This window comes from Rheinheimera gaetbuli, from assembly GCF_054781935.1.
Genome location: NZ_BAAGTL010000028.1, coordinates 214,039 through 231,906, shown reverse-complemented (window position 1 = coordinate 231,906; position 17,868 = coordinate 214,039). Strand labels below are relative to the sequence as shown.

Genomic DNA, 17,868 nt, shown 5'->3' with positions numbered 1-17,868 from the left:
CTTATGCTAAGGAGATTTTAATGCCCTCATTCGATATCGTGTCAGAAATTGATATGAACCAGGCTAGAAACGCGGTAGAAAATGCTAAGCGGGAGCTTGAGACCCGCTTTGATTTTCGCGGCGTTGACGCCAAAATTGAGCTAAACAAAGAACAGATTGAACTAACCGCTGAAGCAGATCAGCAAGTGATGCAGTTGTTTGATATTTTTGCCATTAAAGCCAGTAAGCTGCAGCTTGATGTTAGTAGTTTCAAAATTGAAAAAGAAGACCGTCATGGTAAATTCGTAACGCGCTATGTCAGCATTAAGCAAGGCATTGACAAAGACATGGCGAAGAAAATCATTAAACTGGTTAAAGACAGCAATATTAAGGTACAGATAGCTATTCAGGGAGAAGAGTTGCGGGTAACGGGTAAAAAGCGTGACGATCTGCAAGCGGTAATGCAATTAGTGCGCACATCTGATCTGGGCCAGCCTTTCCAGTTTAAAAACTTTCGCGACTAACAGGTTATATTTAGCCGTCCAGACACCTGTTGACATTTTAGGTTGATTGCGTAAACTGCACGCGGCTCCAACACGGAGCCGCTTTTTCTGGTGCTGTAGGCAACTGCAGTTAAACGGGAATCTGGTGTAAATCCAGAGCTGCCCCCGCAACGGTAAACAACTGAGCTGTATTCATAGCCACTGTCGCAAGATGGGAAGGCGAGTGCAGGCGCAAGCAGGTTGTCAGCCCGGAGACCGGCCAGAAAAATCCTTCAACCATATTAAATGTGCGGCGGGCACGTTTTCGGAGCTTACATGTTTAAACCTGCTTTGGCGGCCTTGTTGGTCGCATCCTGTTTTTCAGCTGCTGCTGAGAACATCGAACATATTAGTATTTACGCTAACCGCACCGCCGTGGCACAACAAGACGTGCTGGCCAGTGTCACAGTGCTGGAGCGCGAAGATATCGTCGCGCGCCAGGCCAACGATTTACCGGCCTTACTGGCGCAACTGCCGGGTATCAATCTGGCCAGAAGTGGTGGCCGCGGCCAATTGAGCAGTCTTTTTGTACGCGGTGGCGAAACCAAGCACACTCTGGTGTTAATTGACGGCGTACGCACTGGTTCGGCTACGGCTGGCGCAAAATCACTGGCTATGCTGCCTTTAGAGCTGATTGAGCGTATCGAAGTTATCCGTGGCCCGCGTGCAGCCTGGTACGGTTCAGATGCACTGGCTGGTGTTATCGCTATTACCACAAGACGTGCCAATACCGTTGAGCTAAATGCTAATGTTGGTAGTTACGGCCAGGCAGGTACTGATATCAGTTTAAGTCACAGTGCAGCTCAGTTAACCTTGCGGGCTACTGCAGGGGTAAGCCGTGCTGATGGTTTTAATGTCCAGCCTGCACAAGATCCGGATCGGGATGGATACAATCAGAAGTTTATGAAAGCGGCGGCAGACTATCAAACAGCACTGGGTTTATGGACGGCTCAGGTTGATGTTAATTCCGGCTATTATGAGTTTGATACGTCCTGGGGTACAGAAGATCAAGCCGATACCTTAAACCGCACCTATTTACTCGGCTGGGGTCATCAAACAGGCTCATGGCAGCACCAGGCTCAGCTAAGCCGGCAGTTAGATCGTGATGTGAGTTTCGGCCCGGTGTCCAGTAGCCCGTTTACTACCGAACGTGATGAGTTTAACTATCAAACCACAACGGATCTTACCGACAAGCTGGCGGTATTGTTGGGGGTTAACTGGTATCAGGAAGAAGTGGCAAAAGCCGCACCAAGCTTTGAGCGTGACAATCGTACTAACCGCGCGCTGTTTACCGGTGTTAGTTACCAGCTGAGTCAGTTAAAGCTTGAAGTTGCCGCGAGACAGGATAATGCAACTCAGTATGGCAGCAATAACACCTGGCAACTTGCGACTGGTTATCAGTTCAACGAGCAATGGGCACTGCGCGCCAGCCGCGGTTCGGCTTTTAAAGCGCCGACGTTTAATGACTTATATTTCCCGGGTGCCAGCAACCCGGATTTACTGCCGGAACGCGCAATTGCCGATGAACTGGCGCTAGATTTCACAACAGCGGCTGCGCAAATAAGCCTGGCGTGGTTTAACCGCGACGTAACTAATCTTATTCAATGGGTTATTACGCAGCCGGAAAATATCGCTAAAGCTGATATTGAAGGCATAGAATTTAGTATGGCTTATCAGTGGCAGCAGTGGTCGCAACGTTTTGCTTACACCTGGCTGGATGCGCGCGACAAGTCAAATGATGCCCGGTTGTTACTGCGTCCGGAAAACAGTATCAACTGGCGTGGTGGTTTTAACGCCGATAGTTGGTCAGCTTTTATCACGGCAGATTATCAAAGCCGCACCAGGCAGCCATTTGACTGGGCAAGCGGCAGTAATTTCCCTGATGCACCTGCTCATACTTTATGGGGCTTAGGTGCCAGTTATACGGTTTCAGCAGCACTTACAGTGCGCGCCAAGGTGGACAATCTGTTCGACAAGGATTATTACACCAATCATGGCTATGCCACGGCCGGTACTAACTTTGGTATCAGTGTTAGCTATACGCCGCAATAGCCGGGTTGGGCTTAAACAAGCATGCTTATCGCATGCTTGTTTATCCACAGGTTCTGTTTTTGGCTGGTTGCCGCAAAGTGTTATTGTGCTGCCATATCCGGATAATGCAGGTAATCGTAATAGCGTTGAGGTTGAATAGTGCTGTTAAGAAGCCGCCATAATTGCTCTGCCAGTGCTGTATTCTGCTGATAAAAGGCCTGGCTAAATACCAGATAACCGGTGGTCTCATACAAGGGGGGATACACTACAATCAGTGGTTTACGCTGGCTAAGCAAGTCAGCGCCGGCAACATCATTCACTTTACACAGCGTGGTGGTGGCATCAACCCGACCGGACAATACCAGTTCTAACGCCTGCTGCTGTGAGCGCACAGGCACCACGCTTATACCCGCTGGATAATCTGGGGTAGAGTAGCCAAGCGGCCTGGAAAAGACCAGGTTGCCATGTTGCTGGGTGATTTTCTGTTGAATATCGTTGTCTGCCCGGTGAACCAGGCAAGTAGCATGGCTGCTCATGGCGCGTCCGGGGTCTGGCTTGCCGTCTGCAGTAGTGGGGTAAACTGCAAACTCGCTGCGCTGCGGTAAATAAGTGGCTACCAGCGCATCTACTTCATTTTGTTCGAGCTTTTGCAGGCAACGCCGCCAGGGAAAACGGACAAAGATCAGTTTAACATTACCGGCCACTGCAGCAGTGGCATGCAAATGCTCTAAAGTCACGCCGGGTAGAGCGGGCGTAACATGGCCCTCGCCGGTATAATAGGGCAGTAGTTGTTTGTCTTCGTAGCAAAATGTCAGTGTGACATTGTGTTCTGCCCGCGTTACAAATGCTAATAACAAACTAAGACAAAGCAGCAACACAATAGGGTACGTCATAGTGTTCTCGATTTTTACAGCACTGCAATATGTTGCACAGCAACTTACTCAGGGTGTTAATGCGGCTGATTTTAACAGCTCAGCATAGCTTTGTCTGAATTTTGCCATTTTCGGCGCCACTACCACCTGACAATAGCCTTGCTCCGGGTGTTGTAAAAAGTATCCCTGATGATAGCTCTCGGCCAGATAAAACGCTGACACAGGGCTTAGTTGCGTGACAATAGCTTTACTGAATACTCGTTTTTCGCTCAGCTGCAGTATCATTTGTTCTGCAATTTGCTGTTGTTGCGCGTTGTGATAAAAAATAACTGAGCGGTACTGCGTGCCAACATCATTACCCTGACGGTTTAGCTGCGTTGGGTCGTGCAAGCTAAAAAATACCAGACACAGTTGCTGATAACTAATAATGCTGTCATCAAATTCTACCTGTACCACTTCGGCGTGGCCGGTATCGCCATCACAAACACGGCGGTAGCTCGCGCTGCTGGCGTCACCGCCCATATAGCCGCTTAATGCACGGATAACACCATTGAGCTGGTTCATCGCGGCTTCCAGACACCAAAAGCAGCCTGCGCCAAAGGTTGCGGTTTGTATCGACATAATAAATCCTCTGATTAGTTGCTGCCATGTTAGCTGTAATTCATCTTAGTTTAGCCAGTAAAAAGGGCGCTGTGCAGCGCCCTTTCAGATTTACAGAGGATTAACCTCATCTGCGGCATGCTCGTCGGGCGCTTCACGTTCCAGCCGGTGCAGTTTTTGCTCAAGTCGCTTCGGTGAGCCTGTATTGCCCGCTATAACCATGTAGGTTACCGGTACTACGTAAATTGTCATGAGTGTGGCCAGCGCTACCCCTGAGAAGATAACCATGCCTATTACCATCCGGCTTTCTGAGCCAGGGCCGCTGGCGACTATCAGCGGGATACTGCTCATTGCTGTGGTAAACGCCGTCATGACGATAGGGCGCAGGCGCTGACTAGACGCTTGCTTTATCGCGCTGCTGAATTCAACACCAGCATCACGTAACTGGTTGGCAAATTCCACAATCAGGATGCCATTTTTAGCCACCAGCCCTATTAGCATTACCAAACCTATCTGGCTATAAATATTCAGTGTCATGCCGGTAAAATACAAACCGGATAAGGCACCAACCAGACCAAGTGGTACCGTGATCAGGATTACCAGTGGGTGAACAAAGCTTTCAAATTGCGCGGCCAGTACCAGATAGGTGATAAGCAACGCCAACACAAACACCATTAACGTTGAGCTGCCGCTTTCCTGATACAGTAATGACTCGCCCTTGTAATCAATACCTACTGTATCCTGAATCTCGGTTTGCACCACATTCTCTAAATATTCTAATGCTTCACCCAGGCTGTATCCCGGCGCCATGCTGGCAGTGAGCGTAATGCTGCGCATCCGGTTGTAACGGTTCAGGCTGGATGATGTAGCTTCTTCACGCAACGTCACCAGATTGTCCAGTGGGATCAGCTCGCCTGAGGTGTCAGAGCGCAAGTAGACATTGGTGATAGTGCCTGGTGCGGCGAAGTCTTCATCAAGGCCCTCAATGATCACATCGTATTCTTTGCCGCGATCTAAAAAGGTGGTTACCCGGCGTCCGCCTAGCATAGCCTCTAGTGAGCGGCCGATAGCGCCGACAGAAATCCCCAGATCGCCGGCACGTTCAGTGTTAATTTCAACCAGCACTTGTGGCACGGTTTCTTTATAATCGTGGTCCATCATCAGGATATTTGGGTTTTCTGCCGCTTTAGCTATAACGATATCGCGCCAACGCGCCAGATCCTCATAGGTATTGCCCTGCAACACCAACTGAATGGGCCGGCTACCACCGCCACCGCCACCTAGGCCACTGCGCATAAAGGTAAAGGCGCGTACATCTGGTATAGCATTTAATTTTGGGCCAACCTCTGCCATTAATTCCTGAGTGCGGCGTTTACCATTGTGCCAGTTTTCTGCACCCACTATGGCAACGCCGCCACTGTTACCCCAGCCCGGTACCCGTACTAGCAACCGGTTAAACTCGCCATTGTGGTAGTACGGCATCAGGACGTCTTCTATCAAGCGCATATTACGGCTGTTGCTGCTATAACTGGCGCCTTCGGCCGGGCTCATCATTACAAAAAAAGTGCCTCTGTCCTCTTGCGGCGCCAATTCGCTGGGCAGCAACCGCACCAGCATGTAGCTGGCAACAAAGCATAAGCTGACGACTATCATCACCGGCCAGCGTGTGCCACAGACTACGTCAAGTTGACGGCGGTAGGCGGCTTCGAGTTTGTGAAAGGCGGCATGTAGCCATAGTCCCAACTTACTTTCCCGCTTTTGGTGCGTCAGCAGCTTGCTACAGAGCATCGGCGACAGCGTAAGGGCTGTGACACTGGAAAAGGCTACAGCTGCAGCAATAGCCAGGGCAAACTCGGTAAAGAGTTTGCCAAGTTGGCCCTGCATAAACACCAGCGGTACAAACACTGAAATTAGCACCAGTGTTGTAGCCACTACGGCAAAACCGACCTCACGGGCACCGCGATAGGACGCCAACAAAGGGTGTTCGCCCAGTTCAATCCTTCGGTAAATATTTTCCAGCACCACGATAGAGTCATCAACCACCAGACCAATAGCCAGCACCATTGCCAGTAAAGTTAACAGGTTGACGGAGAAATCAAGGGCAAACAATACGGTTACGGCGGCAACCAATGCTACTGGCACAGTAACCGCCGGGATAAAGGTAGCGCGGATGTTGCCTAAAAACAGAAATATCACCACCACGACCAACGACATGGCGATAGCCAGGGTGTTGTATACTTCTTTTATCGATTCAGCGATAAATAACGACGAATCATAACCCGGCTCAATAGTGGTGCCTTCTGGCAGTGTGGGTTTGATGCGCTCCATTTCAGCTCGCGCAGCTCTGACAACTTCCAGTGTATTGGCTTTAGACTGCTTAATAATACCGATGCCAAGCAGGTTTTTACCATCACCACGAAACTCACTTTCTTCATTTTCAGAGGTCAGTAATACGTCAGCTACTTCGCCCAGCCTCACCAGATAGTTGTTGGCGCCGCGCTTAATCACCAGCCGGCGAAAATCCTGCTGGGTTTTATAGCTGCGCTCAACCCGCACGGTAAAATCACGGTCGTCAGATTTAACATTACCGGCTGGCAGTTCAACATTTTCTGCTCTTAACACGTTTTCTATGTCTTGCACGGTTACGCCGCGCGCAGCCATGGCATCGCGGTTCAGCCAGATCCGCATAGCATAATCGCGCGAGCCGCCAAGTTGTAGCCTGGCAACACCATCAACTACTGAGAAACGCTCAACGATATAACGTTTGGCGTAATCGGTAAGTTCCAGTGTCGTCATCGACTCGCTGTTAAGTACAAACCAGGCAATAGTGTCTTCGTCGTCACTGGCTTTGGATACTTCAGGCGGATCAGCTTGATCGGGCAGGTTATTCAACGCCCGTGATACTCTGTCGCGCACATCGTTGGCAGCAGAGTCTATGTCGCGCTCCACGTTAAACTCAATCGAGATATTAGAGCGGCCATTGCGACTGGTCGAGGTGATATTTTTAATGCCCTCTACGCCGCTGATGCGGTCTTCCAGCAGCTGGGTAATTTTCGATTCTACAATTTCTGCTGACGCACCGGGGTAATTAGTGCTAATGCTGACGATAGGGGAGTCGATATCCGGGTATTCGCGCAGCGGCAGCATAGTAAAGCAGACAATGCCAAATACCAGCAGCAGCAAATTAACAACCGTGGCAAAAACCGGCCTTTTAACTGAAGTATCAGATAGCCACATAATCAGCCACCAACCCGGTTAATGGTAACGCCGGACCGCAGTTTCTGCGTGCCTTCCACAACCACCTCGTCGCCTTGTTTCAACCCACTGATAATTTCTACCCAACCTGGTGTACGCTGGCCTATCACTACCTCAACCTGACTGACGGTGTTATCTGGGGCGACTTTATAGACAAATTGTTTTTGTTGTTGTGGCACCAGTGCACGCTCAGCAATCTGCATTGCCATGCGGTTGTCCAGTTCAAGTAGCACATTTAACAACATACCAGGGCGCAGACGAAGGTCTTCGTTGGGTAGGGCGCCATGCACTGTTACGGTGCGGGTGACAGGATCTATCCGTGTATCAATGGCACTGACCATGCCGTTAAACCGGATATCGCCGTAGGCCGCATTGGTGACAGACAGCGGCATACCCACTTTAATGTCAGCCAGATAATGCTCTGCCACACTAAAAGCCACCCGCAAGGTATTTAAATCGTCCAGCGTGGTAATCACAGTACCGCTACTGACGTAAGCGCCCACACTAACCTGCCGTAAACCAAGATAGCCATTAAACGGCGCTGCAATAGTCATTTCTGCTAACTGTGCTTTGGCAATCTCAAGTTGGGCCAGGGTAGTGTTTACTTTGGTTTTTTGTTCATCAAGCAATGACTGTGCTGTGGCCTGTGTGGTAGCGAGGTTTTTCAACCGGTTTAGCTGACGTTTTTGTTCATCCAGCACGCCTTCAAGTTCTGTTACCCGTGCGCGCTCTTGCACATCATGCAAGCGTGCTATTACATCGCCTTGTTTAACCGCTTTACCCTCTCGCACATTGAGTTCGGTAATAAAGTCGCTGGTCGGTGCAATCAGACTAATAGAGTGGTTAGCAATGCCGGTACCCAGTGAGCTAACGCTGCGGATCATCGGTTTGGTTTCGACCATTGCAGTACTCACTGCAACCACCGTTGCCCTGCGCTGGGTATCTTGCTGCTGATTTGGCACGACATACAGATAGCCAATAAACAGCAGCAATGCAAACAGTATTGTCCAGATTAATTTAGAATGTAATTTTGCCACTATAACCCCGTGTACCAGCTAATTTTAATATACTGCCTTATTGTATGGAATAAACCGGGTTTTAGATTTCCTGTTATCGCAATGACTGCGGCATTGGTCGCTTGATACACCAATACCGTTATGCTTAACTGGTAATAATCTTCGTTATGCGTGCAAAATTTATACAGCGCTGTGCTTTGATAATGTGAATAAGGAGACCTTAATGCAACCTGTGCAAATTGAGGCTAACTCTAGTAAAGGCGGTGCAAAATTGCTGCTGGCCAGTTCAGCGACAATGTTGATACTTGTTCTGATCGCCAGCGCATTGGATCAAATTAGCTGGTGGTTTGCCTTGTTGATTGTAGCCTGCGTACTTGGGATTTTTGCTGGTTGGGCCAAACTGGCTGAGCCAAAATTTTTTTTGCAGTTTGATGATGATGGCGTGCGCTTTTTTCACCGTTTGGGTAGTTGGCATTTGCCCTGGCAATGTTTTTTGTATAGCGGCGTACCGCAGCTAAATGAGCAGAGCATGGCGTTTATAGCGTTTAAAGTCACTGACTACGATGCTTTGTTAAAACATATACCGCTGCGCCTGGCGGTGAAACTGATGACAGAACAGCGACCACTTTACATGGAAGCTGTGCGTTTAGGTTGTGCTCAAGGCCAATGTGCTACTGAGCTGCTTAGTGAGAAAGATTATTTTGATACGGCAAAACAGCGCTATCACGGCGTTACTGCAGCATTTGCCTGGCGTATGCAACGGTTGGCGTCAGCAACTGGCTTTGATATCTTTGTGCCAGTAAGCTTTGCTGATGCCGACGCTCAGCAGTTGTGTCGGCAAATTAATCAATACAGGCTACAATTAATACGTAATACAGTAACCTAGACACTACAGAGTGTCTGTATCATAATATTGCTATCCGTTTATGTAATGCAGGTCTGTGAATGAATAATTTCGAAAAAGCGTTTTTGGTAAGTGGCCGTAATACTTTAATCCACAAAAATAAAAAGCTGGATTTAGTGGTTGTTAATGATGACGATGATCCTGTGGTGTTGGTGACGCGTCACGGCGTGAAACCCTTTACTGAGACCGTGCCGACAAACCGCGCCGAGGCAAAAGAGCGTTATTTGGAATTGGTGGATATTTCCAGCTCTGACGTTTTTGGTGAGGCAAAAACACTGTTGTTTATTCAGGCAATTAATAACAAAGAGTACAAAGTAGACTACAGTAAAAAGGATTCAGATTTGTTTATCCGTATCCATCAGGAAAACTATATCTGATAATTAGCAATAGAATTACGTTTTCAGCAGATGCAGTGCTTGCCTTTGGGCCGGTTATTTGTTTCAGTAGATATGCTTTAGTGCAGTAACCTTAAAGTGTGAAGCCATATGCAATTTACCGAGCAAAATAACAGTATAAAAATAACCGTGCCTGTAACGTTGGACGCGCTGAGCGCTAATGATCTGAATGCTGCGATACAGCAGGCCGGTTTTTCCCGCTGCTTGATTATTCAGGAGCAACTCACTAATTTGCTGGTTGAGTATCAGCAAATTCAGCAAAAAATTAAAGAACAACTCCAGCCAGCGGGCACGCAGCTTACCTATCGTATTGCAGAAAAAAGAGATGCGGAACTCAGTTTTGAAATTGCTGAAGATCAAAGTTCAGCTGCAGCTGTAATAACAGCAGCCTGGGGCGGTGCACCGGTATCGGCAAACTCGCTGGTAAAAGGCGCACAGGAAGCTGGTGTGGTGTTTGGTTTTAGTAAAGATCACATTGTTAAACTGGTTACTCATGCCAGTAAGGCAGAGCCTGGTAGTAGAGTCAAACTGGTAATAGCCAAAGGGCGCCCGGTTAAAAATGGTGAAAACTCGCGTTTTGAACCCATGATTGCTGAAATGCAGAGCCGCCGTAACCGGCCTTTGGTGCAGTCTGACGATAAAGCCGACTTACGTGATTTTGGGGTTATTCCTGCTGTTAGATCAGGCGAGCCTTTAGTGCGACGCCATCCACCTACACCCGGTGTAGATGGTATGTCAGTAACGGGCACACTAATAGCTGCCGTGCCTGGCCAGGCGGTAGAGTGGAACCTGGGCGAAGGCGTCGAGTTGGCTGCACATGACCCGGATTTGTTAGTTGCAGCCAGAGATGGTTTACCACGTATGGTTGAAAATGGTGCCACGGTTGATGAAGTCTTTACGGTTAAGAATGTTGATTTGGCTACCGGGCATATTATTTTCAAGGGTTCGGTGGTAGTCAATGGCGATGTTACCGAAGGCATGAAAGTGGTAGCCGGAGGCAACGTATTTGTAAAAGGCTTTGTTGAAGGTATTTTGATTGAAGCAGGCGGTGATATTACCGTGGGTGGGTCTATTATTGGTCATCAGCTTGCTTCAGCAGAAAAAGACAGCAGCTACAGCACCACGCTTCAAGCAAAGGGCGACATTCAGTGTAATCTGGCGCAATATGCCAGGTTTTCCGCTGAAGGTAACCTATATATCAATAAACAAATTATGCACTGCGCAGTGGCTGCGGCTAAGGTTTATGCCGGACCGGAAGACAACCCTAATGGCAAAGTTATCGGTGGCTATTTTTACCTCGATTATGGCATTTTTACCGGTAATTTGGGCGCGCCGTCCAGTAGCAATGTGTTAATCGAACTTAACCGCATGATAGACCCGATAGCTGAAAAGCAAGACGTACTTCGCAGCAGTATCACGGCAGCAAAAAAAGATATGCAGGATATTCGCGAGCAACTGGAAAAGCTGAAAAAGATAGAAGGCAATGCCCAAATTGATGCGCGACGGCAGGAGCTAACCGCCGAGTTTGAAGAACATAAAACTGTGGCACTGGCCCTGATTAACGATGTCAAACAACTTGAGTTACAGCGTCAGCAAAGGCTGTCTGAAGCATTGATAGTAGTGCGGCAGCAATTATTCTCTGCCGTCGAAGTGCATTTTGGTACTGACCAGATACGTAGCCGGCGTGAATACGGCCCGTCAAAAATCCTGCTGGTCGACGGTAGCCCGGCGATAGAAGCGTTTTTCTGATAGTTTTAGCGATAATCAGTCTATTGCGTGCGGTGCATTCAGCTGCGCCCGGTTTGGTATTGGCGTACGCTTAGACTAAATGTCTGCAGTAAGGTGTTACAGCGTGAAATTGTTATCTGTGTTAATTCTTGCAATGTTGTCACCCTTTGGCTTGAAGGCTGCTGAATGCAATATGGCTTTTATACACGGTATTCTTATCGCGCCAGATCATATTCGCATTCTACAAAATAACCGCACCCATGTTCAGATTAACGCCGACAAACAGTTGTTTATCCGTGGGGAATGGATAGCGCTGGCTGATGCAGACACCGTGCTGCTGCAACAATATAGTCAGGACTTACGTAAGTTTGTGCCGGAAATAGTCAGTATTGCTGTAGATGGCGTGGAGCTTGGGTTGTCTAGTGTTGAAGCCATGTTTACTGGCCTTGGCAGTAAAGCCCAGCAGGCTGAATGGCGTGAGCTGGTTCGCGAAACGACTTTTCAGTGGATGTCGCGCTTTGTCCGTACCAACGAGCATTTTTACCTTGCACCACAAAGTTTGAATGAGTTGGATTATTTTCTTAACGACGAACTCAAGCCTCAGTTAAATAATCTGGCCAGACATACGGTTGGTGCAGTTTGGGGGGCGCTGCGCGATGCGCTGCGTCACTCCGATAGCAATTTTGAGCGAGCCGATAGCCAGGAGTGGCAGTCAGTCGGGGAATTAGTTGATAAAATAAACCTTGGGTTAGATGCCAAGGTGGTAGAAATGGAAGCAAAGTCGGCGTTATTTTGTCAACGGATGCAGGAGCTGGACCAGGTGGAGCAAGCGTTGCAGCAGCGGGTCCCGGCATTAAAACCTTATGATGTTCTGGCATTAAAGCCGTAGGCTAGACCACACCATATTCTTCTCCCAACACTGGCGGCATAGCATTGTCAACTTCGTCGTTAATTGCGTCCAGCGTTTTTTCGGCTTCATCCAGAGAACTCACTTCTGCAACATGAAATAGTGCTTCGCCTTCGTTTACCAAAGGCAGGTTGTTGCGTCCAATAACAATGCCATCAAAGGTAGCTGATACTGTCACTTCAAAATCTGAGTAGGGCGAGTAGATATGCGCCATGGTATCACCGGTTTTTACCGTTTGCCCCAGGCCAACATAATAACGCGCTATACCGTCGTGTTCAGCGCGCACCCAACTGCTTTTCTTCGAAAATAATGAGCGAGTGGCGGGTTTGCGCCGGCCGGCTCTGAGCATGCCTAAATCTGTCATAACATTGAGTATGCCGCGCACGCCGATATTAATTGATTGTTCGTCAAACCGCAGAGCTTCGCCTGCTTCGTACAGTAGAATAGGAATACCTAAACTGTTAGCTGTACCCCGCATGGTGCCCTCGCGCGAAGCCGCTTTGATAATAATGGGCGCGTTAAATACTTCTGCCATTCGCAGTGCTGTTTTATCTTTGGCACTGGCACGCACCTGCGGTAGGTTAGAGCGGTGAATCGCACCAGTGTGTAGGTCTATGGCATGGGTGCATTTTTTCAAAATTTTGTCGGTAAACTGAAATGCCATCCTGCTGCCAAGCGAGCCTTTTTCACTGCCTGGAAAGCTACGATTTAAATCTCGTCGATCTGGTAAATAGCGTGACTGCTGCACAAAGCCGTAAGTATTTACTATTGGCACGACGACAAGTGTGCCCTTAAGTTGGCTAAGCCGCGGTAATTTCAACAGGCGGCGGCAAATTTCGACGCCGTTAATCTCATCACCATGCAAAGCTGCCGCCACTAATAGCACCGGGCCTTCTTTACGTCCATGTATAACATGGGCGCCAATGTTTAGCTCGGTATGGGTGTAAAGCTTGCCAAATGGAATATCTACCACCGCACGGCTGCCAGGTGGAATACTGCTGTTGCCAAGACTAAAGGCTGCTCTGCCTACCTGCATTAGCCGGTTCCTTTTGTGTTCAGTTTACGTCGGCTTTTATGCCGGGCGACTTGTTGCTCAAGGAATATTATTGTCATATCAGCAATATCTTTATCTGTTGCCGTTTCAATGCCTTCCAACCCCGGCGAGCTGTTTACTTCCATCACAACAGGGCCATGGTTAGAGCGCAGCAAATCTACTCCCGCCACATTTAACCCCATGGTTTTGGCGGCCCGCATAGCGGTGCTGCGCTCTTCTTTGCTTAGCCGCACAGTGGATGCTGTACCACCGCGATGCAGATTTGAGCGAAATTCGCCAGCTTTGGCCTGACGTTTCATTGCTGCTACCACCTTATTGCCAATCACAAAACAGCGAATGTCAGCGCCACTGGCCTCTTTGATATATTCTTGCACCAAAATATTGGCGTTTAGTCCCATAAAGGCTTCTATAACACTCTCTGCTGCGGTACGTGTTTCTGCTAAAACTACGCCAATGCCCTGAGTACCTTCGAGCAGTTTTATCACCAGAGGTGCACCGCCAACCATATCAATTAAATCCGGAATATCGCCGGGTTTATCGGCAAAACCGGTAACCGGCAGGCCAATGCCCTGACGAGCAAGCAGCTGCATACTGCGCAGTTTATCGCGTGCCCGGCTAATGGCTACTGATTCATTCAGGCTATACACACCCATCATCTCAAACTGCCGCAGTACCGCAGTACCGTAAAAGGTAATAGAAGCACCAATACGCGGGATCACGGCATCAAAACCTGCCAGCACTTCACCTTTGTGGTGAATAGAGGAATTGCTGCGGTTAATATTCATATAGCAGGCAAGTGGATCTATCACCTGCACCTCGTGGCCACGCTCCGTTGCCGCTTCTACTAGTCGTTTAGTAGAGTATAGCTGGGCGTTACGCGATAAAATCGCAATTTTCATGCGCTCTCCGATAAGCAAAAACCAAGGCTGCTATTGTAAAAGGCTGTGTATAGCCTGGCAGCAGAAATACCTTGTCTGAGGCAAAATAAAGTACTTGCTTTTTAACTGAGCAAGAATAGTGAGCCCAGGCCTAAAAAGGCAAAAAAGCCGATTACATCGGTTACGGTGGTTAAAATTACTGAGCCGGACAACGCCGGATCAATATTTAGTTTTTCCAGCCAAATCGGAATTAACACGCCGGAGATAGCCGCCACTACAATATTGATGATGATAGCTGAGCCGATAATAGCGCCGATAATCCAATCACCAAACCAAAAATAAGTAATAACGGCAATGACTATGGCCCAAAGCAGACCATTAATAGCACCGACGCCGAGTTCCTTGCGAAGCAAGGTTAAGTATGTTTGTGGCGTAATTTGTTCCAGCGCCAGGCCACGGATAATCAGGGTTAATGTTTGGCTGCCGGCGATACCGCCCATACTGGCCACAATTGGCATTAGCACCGCCAGTGCCACAACTTGCTGTAAAGTGGCTTCAAATAAACCAATTGTCCAGGCCGCCAGAAAAGCAGTAAGTAAGTTAATGCCCAGCCATAATGCCCTACGTTTGGCGCTATCAACGACCGGTGCAAATAAGTCTTCCTCTTCGTCCAGACCAGCGGTATGCATAAACTGGCTTTCCAGGCTACGCCGTACGTTTTCCAGTGCTTCACCAATAGACAGGCGACCAAGTAATTTGCCTTCACTGTCTACAACTGCCAGTGCGGTATAACCAGAGCGTGAAACAATATCTGAGCCTTGGTCTAAATCCATTTCGCCCTCTACCAGCGGAGCATCTTTATCTATTACCGTTTCTACCGGCAGGTGCGATCCTAAACCTAATAACTGCGTTGCGTGTACTAAACCAACATAACGGCCGGTTCTGTCTACAACGAATAATGCATCGTGATATTCAGCGTCATCTGCCAGTTGGCGAAACAGCCGGATGGCGTCGCGAACTCTGGCATTTTTATTGATAATGAGCATATCGTGGTCGGCATAGCGGCCACATTGATCGTCGGTATACGCCAAAGCGGTATCCAGCCAGCGGCGTTGGCTTTCATCAAGGCGGGAGCAGGCATAGTTGTATATGCGCAGAGGCAACTCATCGAGTAGCTCAATCAGATCATCAACTTCCATACCCTCAACCAGACTGCGCAGTTGCGCTTCATCTAGTTGCTTAAAAACGTTGTCACGGGCGTCAACCCGCATGTAAGTCAGTGCAGCAATCTGATCATCAGGATGCAAACCCAACCAGGCACTGACCCGTTGCTCTACCGGCATGGCCTCTAAGGCAATAGCAATTTCTTCCGGCTCCAGCTGACTAAGTTTGCCGGTTAACTGGCCGGCTTCATTTTCATCAAAGCTGTCACGGACAATTTCTTCAATATCAAGCGGTTGATTTTCAGCCATATACTACTCCCTTGCCTGAGGTGGCATTACCACCAGCCGCGAATTTTAAACCAAATCAGCCCTGATACACCGCCAACTGCCATCAGACTTAAGACAATATAGTAGGCGTTGGGCATTTGTAGCTCGGGCATATAAATAAAGTTCATGCCGTAAATGCCGGCGACAAAAGTCAACGGAATAAAAATGGTGCTGACTATAGTTAACACTTTCATCCGTTCGTTGATCTGGTGTGACGTTGTCGACAAATAGCCTTCTACCAGATCACTTAGCTGATCGTAGTACATCTCTGTCATGCTGTGCAGCCGTTCAAATTTCTCGTAAAAATCACGTATTTCAGCCGTACTGAACTGCCGCTGCAAGGGGCTATTTTCTTCATACAATGCATCAGAAAAGATATCTTTCTGATAAGCCAGATTACGGTTAATTTTTCGCAGTACCGAACGGTAGCGCATAATCAGCGCCATCTTCTCATCGTTGCCGCTGCTCAGCATAACATCTTCAAGTTCACTCTGTTCATCTTCAAAACTGATCAGTTTTTCCAGATAGCTGGCTGAAACCGCCAGAATACTCTGCTTTATCCAGTCTGCGATATTGCTGCTTAGGGTCGCCTGCAGTTGTGGTTGCAATTGTTTTAGCAGTACCGGGTTATGGCTGTGTATTTTGCTTATTAGTACCTGCTTTGAATAGAGCAAATTTACCTGCGCGCTGCGGGTGTATTCACTAAAGTCGGCATCAGCATAGCCGCGCAAAATCAGTAGAGTAAAATCGGGTTGGCTCTCGACTTTGGGCGGGTGGCGCTGACGGCTGAAATCTTCTGCTAAGGTTGCCTCTATAGCAAAGCGCTGCAATATTTGCTGTTGCTCGTCTTGGGTTGCCTCATTGAGGTTGATCCATACACGCGCATCTGCTGGCAAAGTGGCAGGCAATTGTGCAGTGGTGTAGTCGCGCCAGCTGCTGGTTTCTGGTTCAAAATAGCTAAGTAAAATCATAGAGTTTGTCCAGCCGTTGCCGCATAGCTACAGCATACCTATAAATGCCTGCTACGGGCAAATACTCAAACAGTGTATTGACGACAATTTGCTGTTGGTACAGCAAAGATTAAAGAAACATCCCTAACCTGATATTTACTTGTTGTTGGCATTCGTGCTTTCAATTAAATTTGATGCTGTGTCACTGACTCAACCGATTATCAGGACCACGGCCCCGCTTCGCTTGGCAAGGCTTTTGACATAGCAATTGCCACTGAGGAAACTATGATGACTGACTGTAAGCAAACGCAGTGGCACCAGTAGCAAGCCGACACACTGTACCGGCAATTCTCGGTGCATCTTGAGCATGGCTTAGACCTGTTGCAGGTAGAGCAAGCGCGTCAACAGTATGGCGCCAACCTGTTACCGGCCAAACCGCCACTGCCGGTCTGGCGACGATTTGTACGCCAGTTTAATAATTTGCTGATATACGTGCTGCTGGTTGCCGCTGTGCTGGCGGCGGTATTAGCAGAATATCTGGATATGGCGGTGATTTTAGCTGTGGTGCTGGTAAATGGCATCATCGGCTTTATTCAGGAAGGCCAGGCTGAAAAAGCGCTGCTGGCGATTGGCGTTTTGCTGTCAAGCCGGGCCAGGGTACTGCGCGCCGGGACCACCGAACTGTTAGACGCCGCCGAACTGGTGCCGGGCGATATTGTTATACTCGAAGCCGGCGACAAAGTGCCAGCCGATATGCGCTTGCTAAAGGTGTATAACCTGCAGGTACAGGAAGCCTCATTAACCGGTGAATCGGTGGCGGTAGAAAAACATCCTGCAGCACTGGCGGCAGATGTGGTGCTGGCCGAGCGGCGCAATATGGTTTACCGCAGGCATCTTCGGCGTATTTAACTGGGCCATAGCCCAGCAGTTAAGTATCGACTACGCCCGCACTATGGCCGTGAACACTCTGGTAGCGATGGAAGTCTGGTATTTGTTCAGCGTGCGCTATATGCAGGGGCCATCGCTGTCACTTCAGGGTATTAAAGGCACTAAACCGGTACTGATAGCGGTAGCCATAGTGCTTGGCCTGCAACTGCTGTTTACTTACCTGCCGCTGCTGCAACAGCTGTTCAGCACTAAGCCGTTGCAGTTTAGCCACGGCTTAATATGTGCGGGTGTGGGTATGGCGCTATTTGCTATGTTGGAGCTGGAAAAGTGGTTAACACGGCAACGCCGGTAATTACTCTGTTTTGTTGCAGTGGTATAT

16 protein-coding genes and 1 riboswitch are annotated in these 17,868 nt (G+C 48.6%); of the genes, 8 read left to right on the top strand and 8 right to left on the bottom strand.

Annotation, left to right across the window (positions count from 1 at the left end; all coding sequences use genetic code 11):
• The first annotated feature begins 20 nt into the window (after positions 1-20).
• Positions 21-503: a YajQ family cyclic di-GMP-binding protein gene (locus ACYVIC_RS17465; RefSeq protein WP_460862010.1), complete on the top strand. Its 483-nt coding sequence runs from the start codon at positions 21-23 to the stop codon at positions 501-503.
• A gap of 71 nt (positions 504-574) precedes the next feature.
• A riboswitch (cobalamin riboswitch) is annotated at positions 575-760 on the top strand.
• A 37-nt stretch (positions 761-797) separates the two neighbouring features.
• The gene (locus tag ACYVIC_RS17460; protein WP_460862009.1) at positions 798-2,573 is read left to right on the top strand and encodes a TonB-dependent receptor domain-containing protein; all 1,776 of its coding nucleotides are present in this window, start codon (positions 798-800) and stop codon (positions 2,571-2,573) included.
• Between the two features lie 80 nt (positions 2,574-2,653).
• On the opposite strand, the gene ACYVIC_RS17455 is transcribed toward ACYVIC_RS17460, so the two are convergent.
• The 4 genes from ACYVIC_RS17455 to ACYVIC_RS17440 form a co-directional block, all read right to left on the bottom strand.
• A complete protein-coding gene (locus ACYVIC_RS17455; RefSeq protein ID WP_460862007.1) occupies positions 2,654-3,445 on the bottom strand; it encodes a substrate-binding periplasmic protein in 792 nt (263 codons plus the stop codon).
• 48 nt (positions 3,446-3,493) lie between these two features.
• The gene (gene msrA, locus ACYVIC_RS17450; RefSeq protein WP_460862006.1) at positions 3,494-4,045 is read right to left on the bottom strand and encodes a peptide-methionine (S)-S-oxide reductase MsrA; all 552 of its coding nucleotides are present in this window, start codon (positions 4,043-4,045) and stop codon (positions 3,494-3,496) included.
• Positions 4,046-4,135: 90 nt separating this feature from the next.
• A complete protein-coding gene (locus ACYVIC_RS17445; RefSeq protein WP_460862004.1) occupies positions 4,136-7,261 on the bottom strand; it encodes an efflux RND transporter permease subunit in 3,126 nt (1,041 codons plus the stop codon).
• A gap of 2 nt (positions 7,262-7,263) precedes the next feature.
• Entirely contained in the window at positions 7,264-8,316 is a 1,053-nt protein-coding gene (locus ACYVIC_RS17440) for an efflux RND transporter periplasmic adaptor subunit (protein ID WP_460862003.1), read from the bottom strand.
• Between the two features lie 202 nt (positions 8,317-8,518).
• Between ACYVIC_RS17440 and ACYVIC_RS17435 the strand changes: the two genes are divergently transcribed.
• From ACYVIC_RS17435 to ACYVIC_RS17420, 4 genes are all read left to right on the top strand, one after another.
• Positions 8,519-9,181, top strand: a complete 663-nt coding sequence (locus ACYVIC_RS17435) for a DUF2982 domain-containing protein (RefSeq protein WP_460862001.1) — start codon at positions 8,519-8,521, stop codon at positions 9,179-9,181.
• A gap of 59 nt (positions 9,182-9,240) precedes the next feature.
• On the top strand, positions 9,241-9,576 hold the full coding sequence (locus ACYVIC_RS17430) for a hypothetical protein (protein WP_460862000.1): 336 nt from the start codon (positions 9,241-9,243) through the stop codon (positions 9,574-9,576).
• Positions 9,577-9,684: 108 nt separating this feature from the next.
• On the top strand, positions 9,685-11,343 hold the full coding sequence (locus ACYVIC_RS17425; protein ID WP_460861999.1) for a FapA family protein: 1,659 nt from the start codon (positions 9,685-9,687) through the stop codon (positions 11,341-11,343).
• Between the two features lie 103 nt (positions 11,344-11,446).
• Positions 11,447-12,211: a DUF2884 family protein gene (locus ACYVIC_RS17420; RefSeq protein WP_460861997.1), complete on the top strand. Its 765-nt coding sequence runs from the start codon at positions 11,447-11,449 to the stop codon at positions 12,209-12,211.
• Between the two features lies 1 nt (position 12,212).
• Here the strand turns inward: ACYVIC_RS17420 and ACYVIC_RS17415 are convergent, their stop codons facing one another.
• The 4 genes from ACYVIC_RS17415 to ACYVIC_RS17400 all read right to left on the bottom strand — a co-directional run bounded on the left by ACYVIC_RS17415 (position 12,213) and on the right by ACYVIC_RS17400 (position 16,622).
• Positions 12,213-13,265, bottom strand: a complete 1,053-nt coding sequence (locus ACYVIC_RS17415) for a succinylglutamate desuccinylase/aspartoacylase family protein (RefSeq protein ID WP_460861995.1) — start codon at positions 13,263-13,265, stop codon at positions 12,213-12,215.
• A complete protein-coding gene (rimK, locus tag ACYVIC_RS17410) occupies positions 13,265-14,182 on the bottom strand; it encodes a 30S ribosomal protein S6--L-glutamate ligase (RefSeq protein WP_460861994.1) in 918 nt (305 codons plus the stop codon). Before rimK ends, ACYVIC_RS17415 begins: the two co-directional genes overlap by 1 nt.
• A gap of 101 nt (positions 14,183-14,283) precedes the next feature.
• Entirely contained in the window at positions 14,284-15,633 is a 1,350-nt protein-coding gene (mgtE, locus tag ACYVIC_RS17405) for a magnesium transporter (protein WP_460861993.1), read from the bottom strand.
• A gap of 26 nt (positions 15,634-15,659) precedes the next feature.
• A complete protein-coding gene (locus tag ACYVIC_RS17400; protein ID WP_460861991.1) occupies positions 15,660-16,622 on the bottom strand; it encodes a magnesium transporter CorA family protein in 963 nt (320 codons plus the stop codon).
• Positions 16,623-16,937: 315 nt separating this feature from the next.
• Here ACYVIC_RS17400 and ACYVIC_RS17395 point away from each other — a divergent pair, with 315 nt between their 5' ends.
• Together ACYVIC_RS17395 and ACYVIC_RS17390 are read left to right on the top strand one after the other, a co-directional pair.
• Positions 16,938-17,510 carry an HAD-IC family P-type ATPase gene (locus ACYVIC_RS17395; RefSeq protein WP_460862653.1) on the top strand — a complete coding sequence of 191 codons (573 nt, stop codon included), beginning with the start codon at positions 16,938-16,940 and terminating at the stop codon, positions 17,508-17,510.
• Complete coding sequence (locus tag ACYVIC_RS17390) at positions 17,452-17,841, top strand: cation transporting ATPase C-terminal domain-containing protein (RefSeq protein ID WP_460861990.1); 390 nt, start codon at positions 17,452-17,454, stop codon at positions 17,839-17,841. Before ACYVIC_RS17395 ends, ACYVIC_RS17390 begins: the two co-directional genes overlap by 59 nt.
• The last annotated feature ends 27 nt before the right edge of the window (positions 17,842-17,868 follow it).

Bases quoted from the DNA above. Each gene is read 5' to 3' on its own strand.
- ACYVIC_RS17445 (WP_460862004.1), bottom strand. From the start codon at position 7,261: ATGTGGCTATCTGATACTTCAGTTAAAAGGCCGGTTTTTGCCACGGTT.
- ACYVIC_RS17435 (WP_460862001.1), top strand. From the start codon at position 8,519: ATGCAACCTGTGCAAATTGAGGCTAACTCTAGTAAAGGCGGTGCAAAA.
- ACYVIC_RS17465 (WP_460862010.1), top strand. From the start codon at position 21: ATGCCCTCATTCGATATCGTGTCAGAAATTGATATGAACCAGGCTAGA.
- ACYVIC_RS17390 (WP_460861990.1), top strand. From the start codon at position 17,452: ATGTGGTGCTGGCCGAGCGGCGCAATATGGTTTACCGCAGGCATCTTC.
- msrA (WP_460862006.1), bottom strand. From the start codon at position 4,045: ATGTCGATACAAACCGCAACCTTTGGCGCAGGCTGCTTTTGGTGTCTG.
- rimK (WP_460861994.1), bottom strand. From the start codon at position 14,182: ATGAAAATTGCGATTTTATCGCGTAACGCCCAGCTATACTCTACTAAA.
- ACYVIC_RS17430 (WP_460862000.1), top strand. From the start codon at position 9,241: ATGAATAATTTCGAAAAAGCGTTTTTGGTAAGTGGCCGTAATACTTTA.
- ACYVIC_RS17400 (WP_460861991.1), bottom strand. From the start codon at position 16,622: ATGATTTTACTTAGCTATTTTGAACCAGAAACCAGCAGCTGGCGCGAC.
- ACYVIC_RS17455 (WP_460862007.1), bottom strand. From the start codon at position 3,445: ATGACGTACCCTATTGTGTTGCTGCTTTGTCTTAGTTTGTTATTAGCA.
- ACYVIC_RS17425 (WP_460861999.1), top strand. From the start codon at position 9,685: ATGCAATTTACCGAGCAAAATAACAGTATAAAAATAACCGTGCCTGTA.
- ACYVIC_RS17460 (WP_460862009.1), top strand. From the start codon at position 798: ATGTTTAAACCTGCTTTGGCGGCCTTGTTGGTCGCATCCTGTTTTTCA.
- mgtE (WP_460861993.1), bottom strand. From the start codon at position 15,633: ATGGCTGAAAATCAACCGCTTGATATTGAAGAAATTGTCCGTGACAGC.
- ACYVIC_RS17415 (WP_460861995.1), bottom strand. From the start codon at position 13,265: ATGCAGGTAGGCAGAGCAGCCTTTAGTCTTGGCAACAGCAGTATTCCA.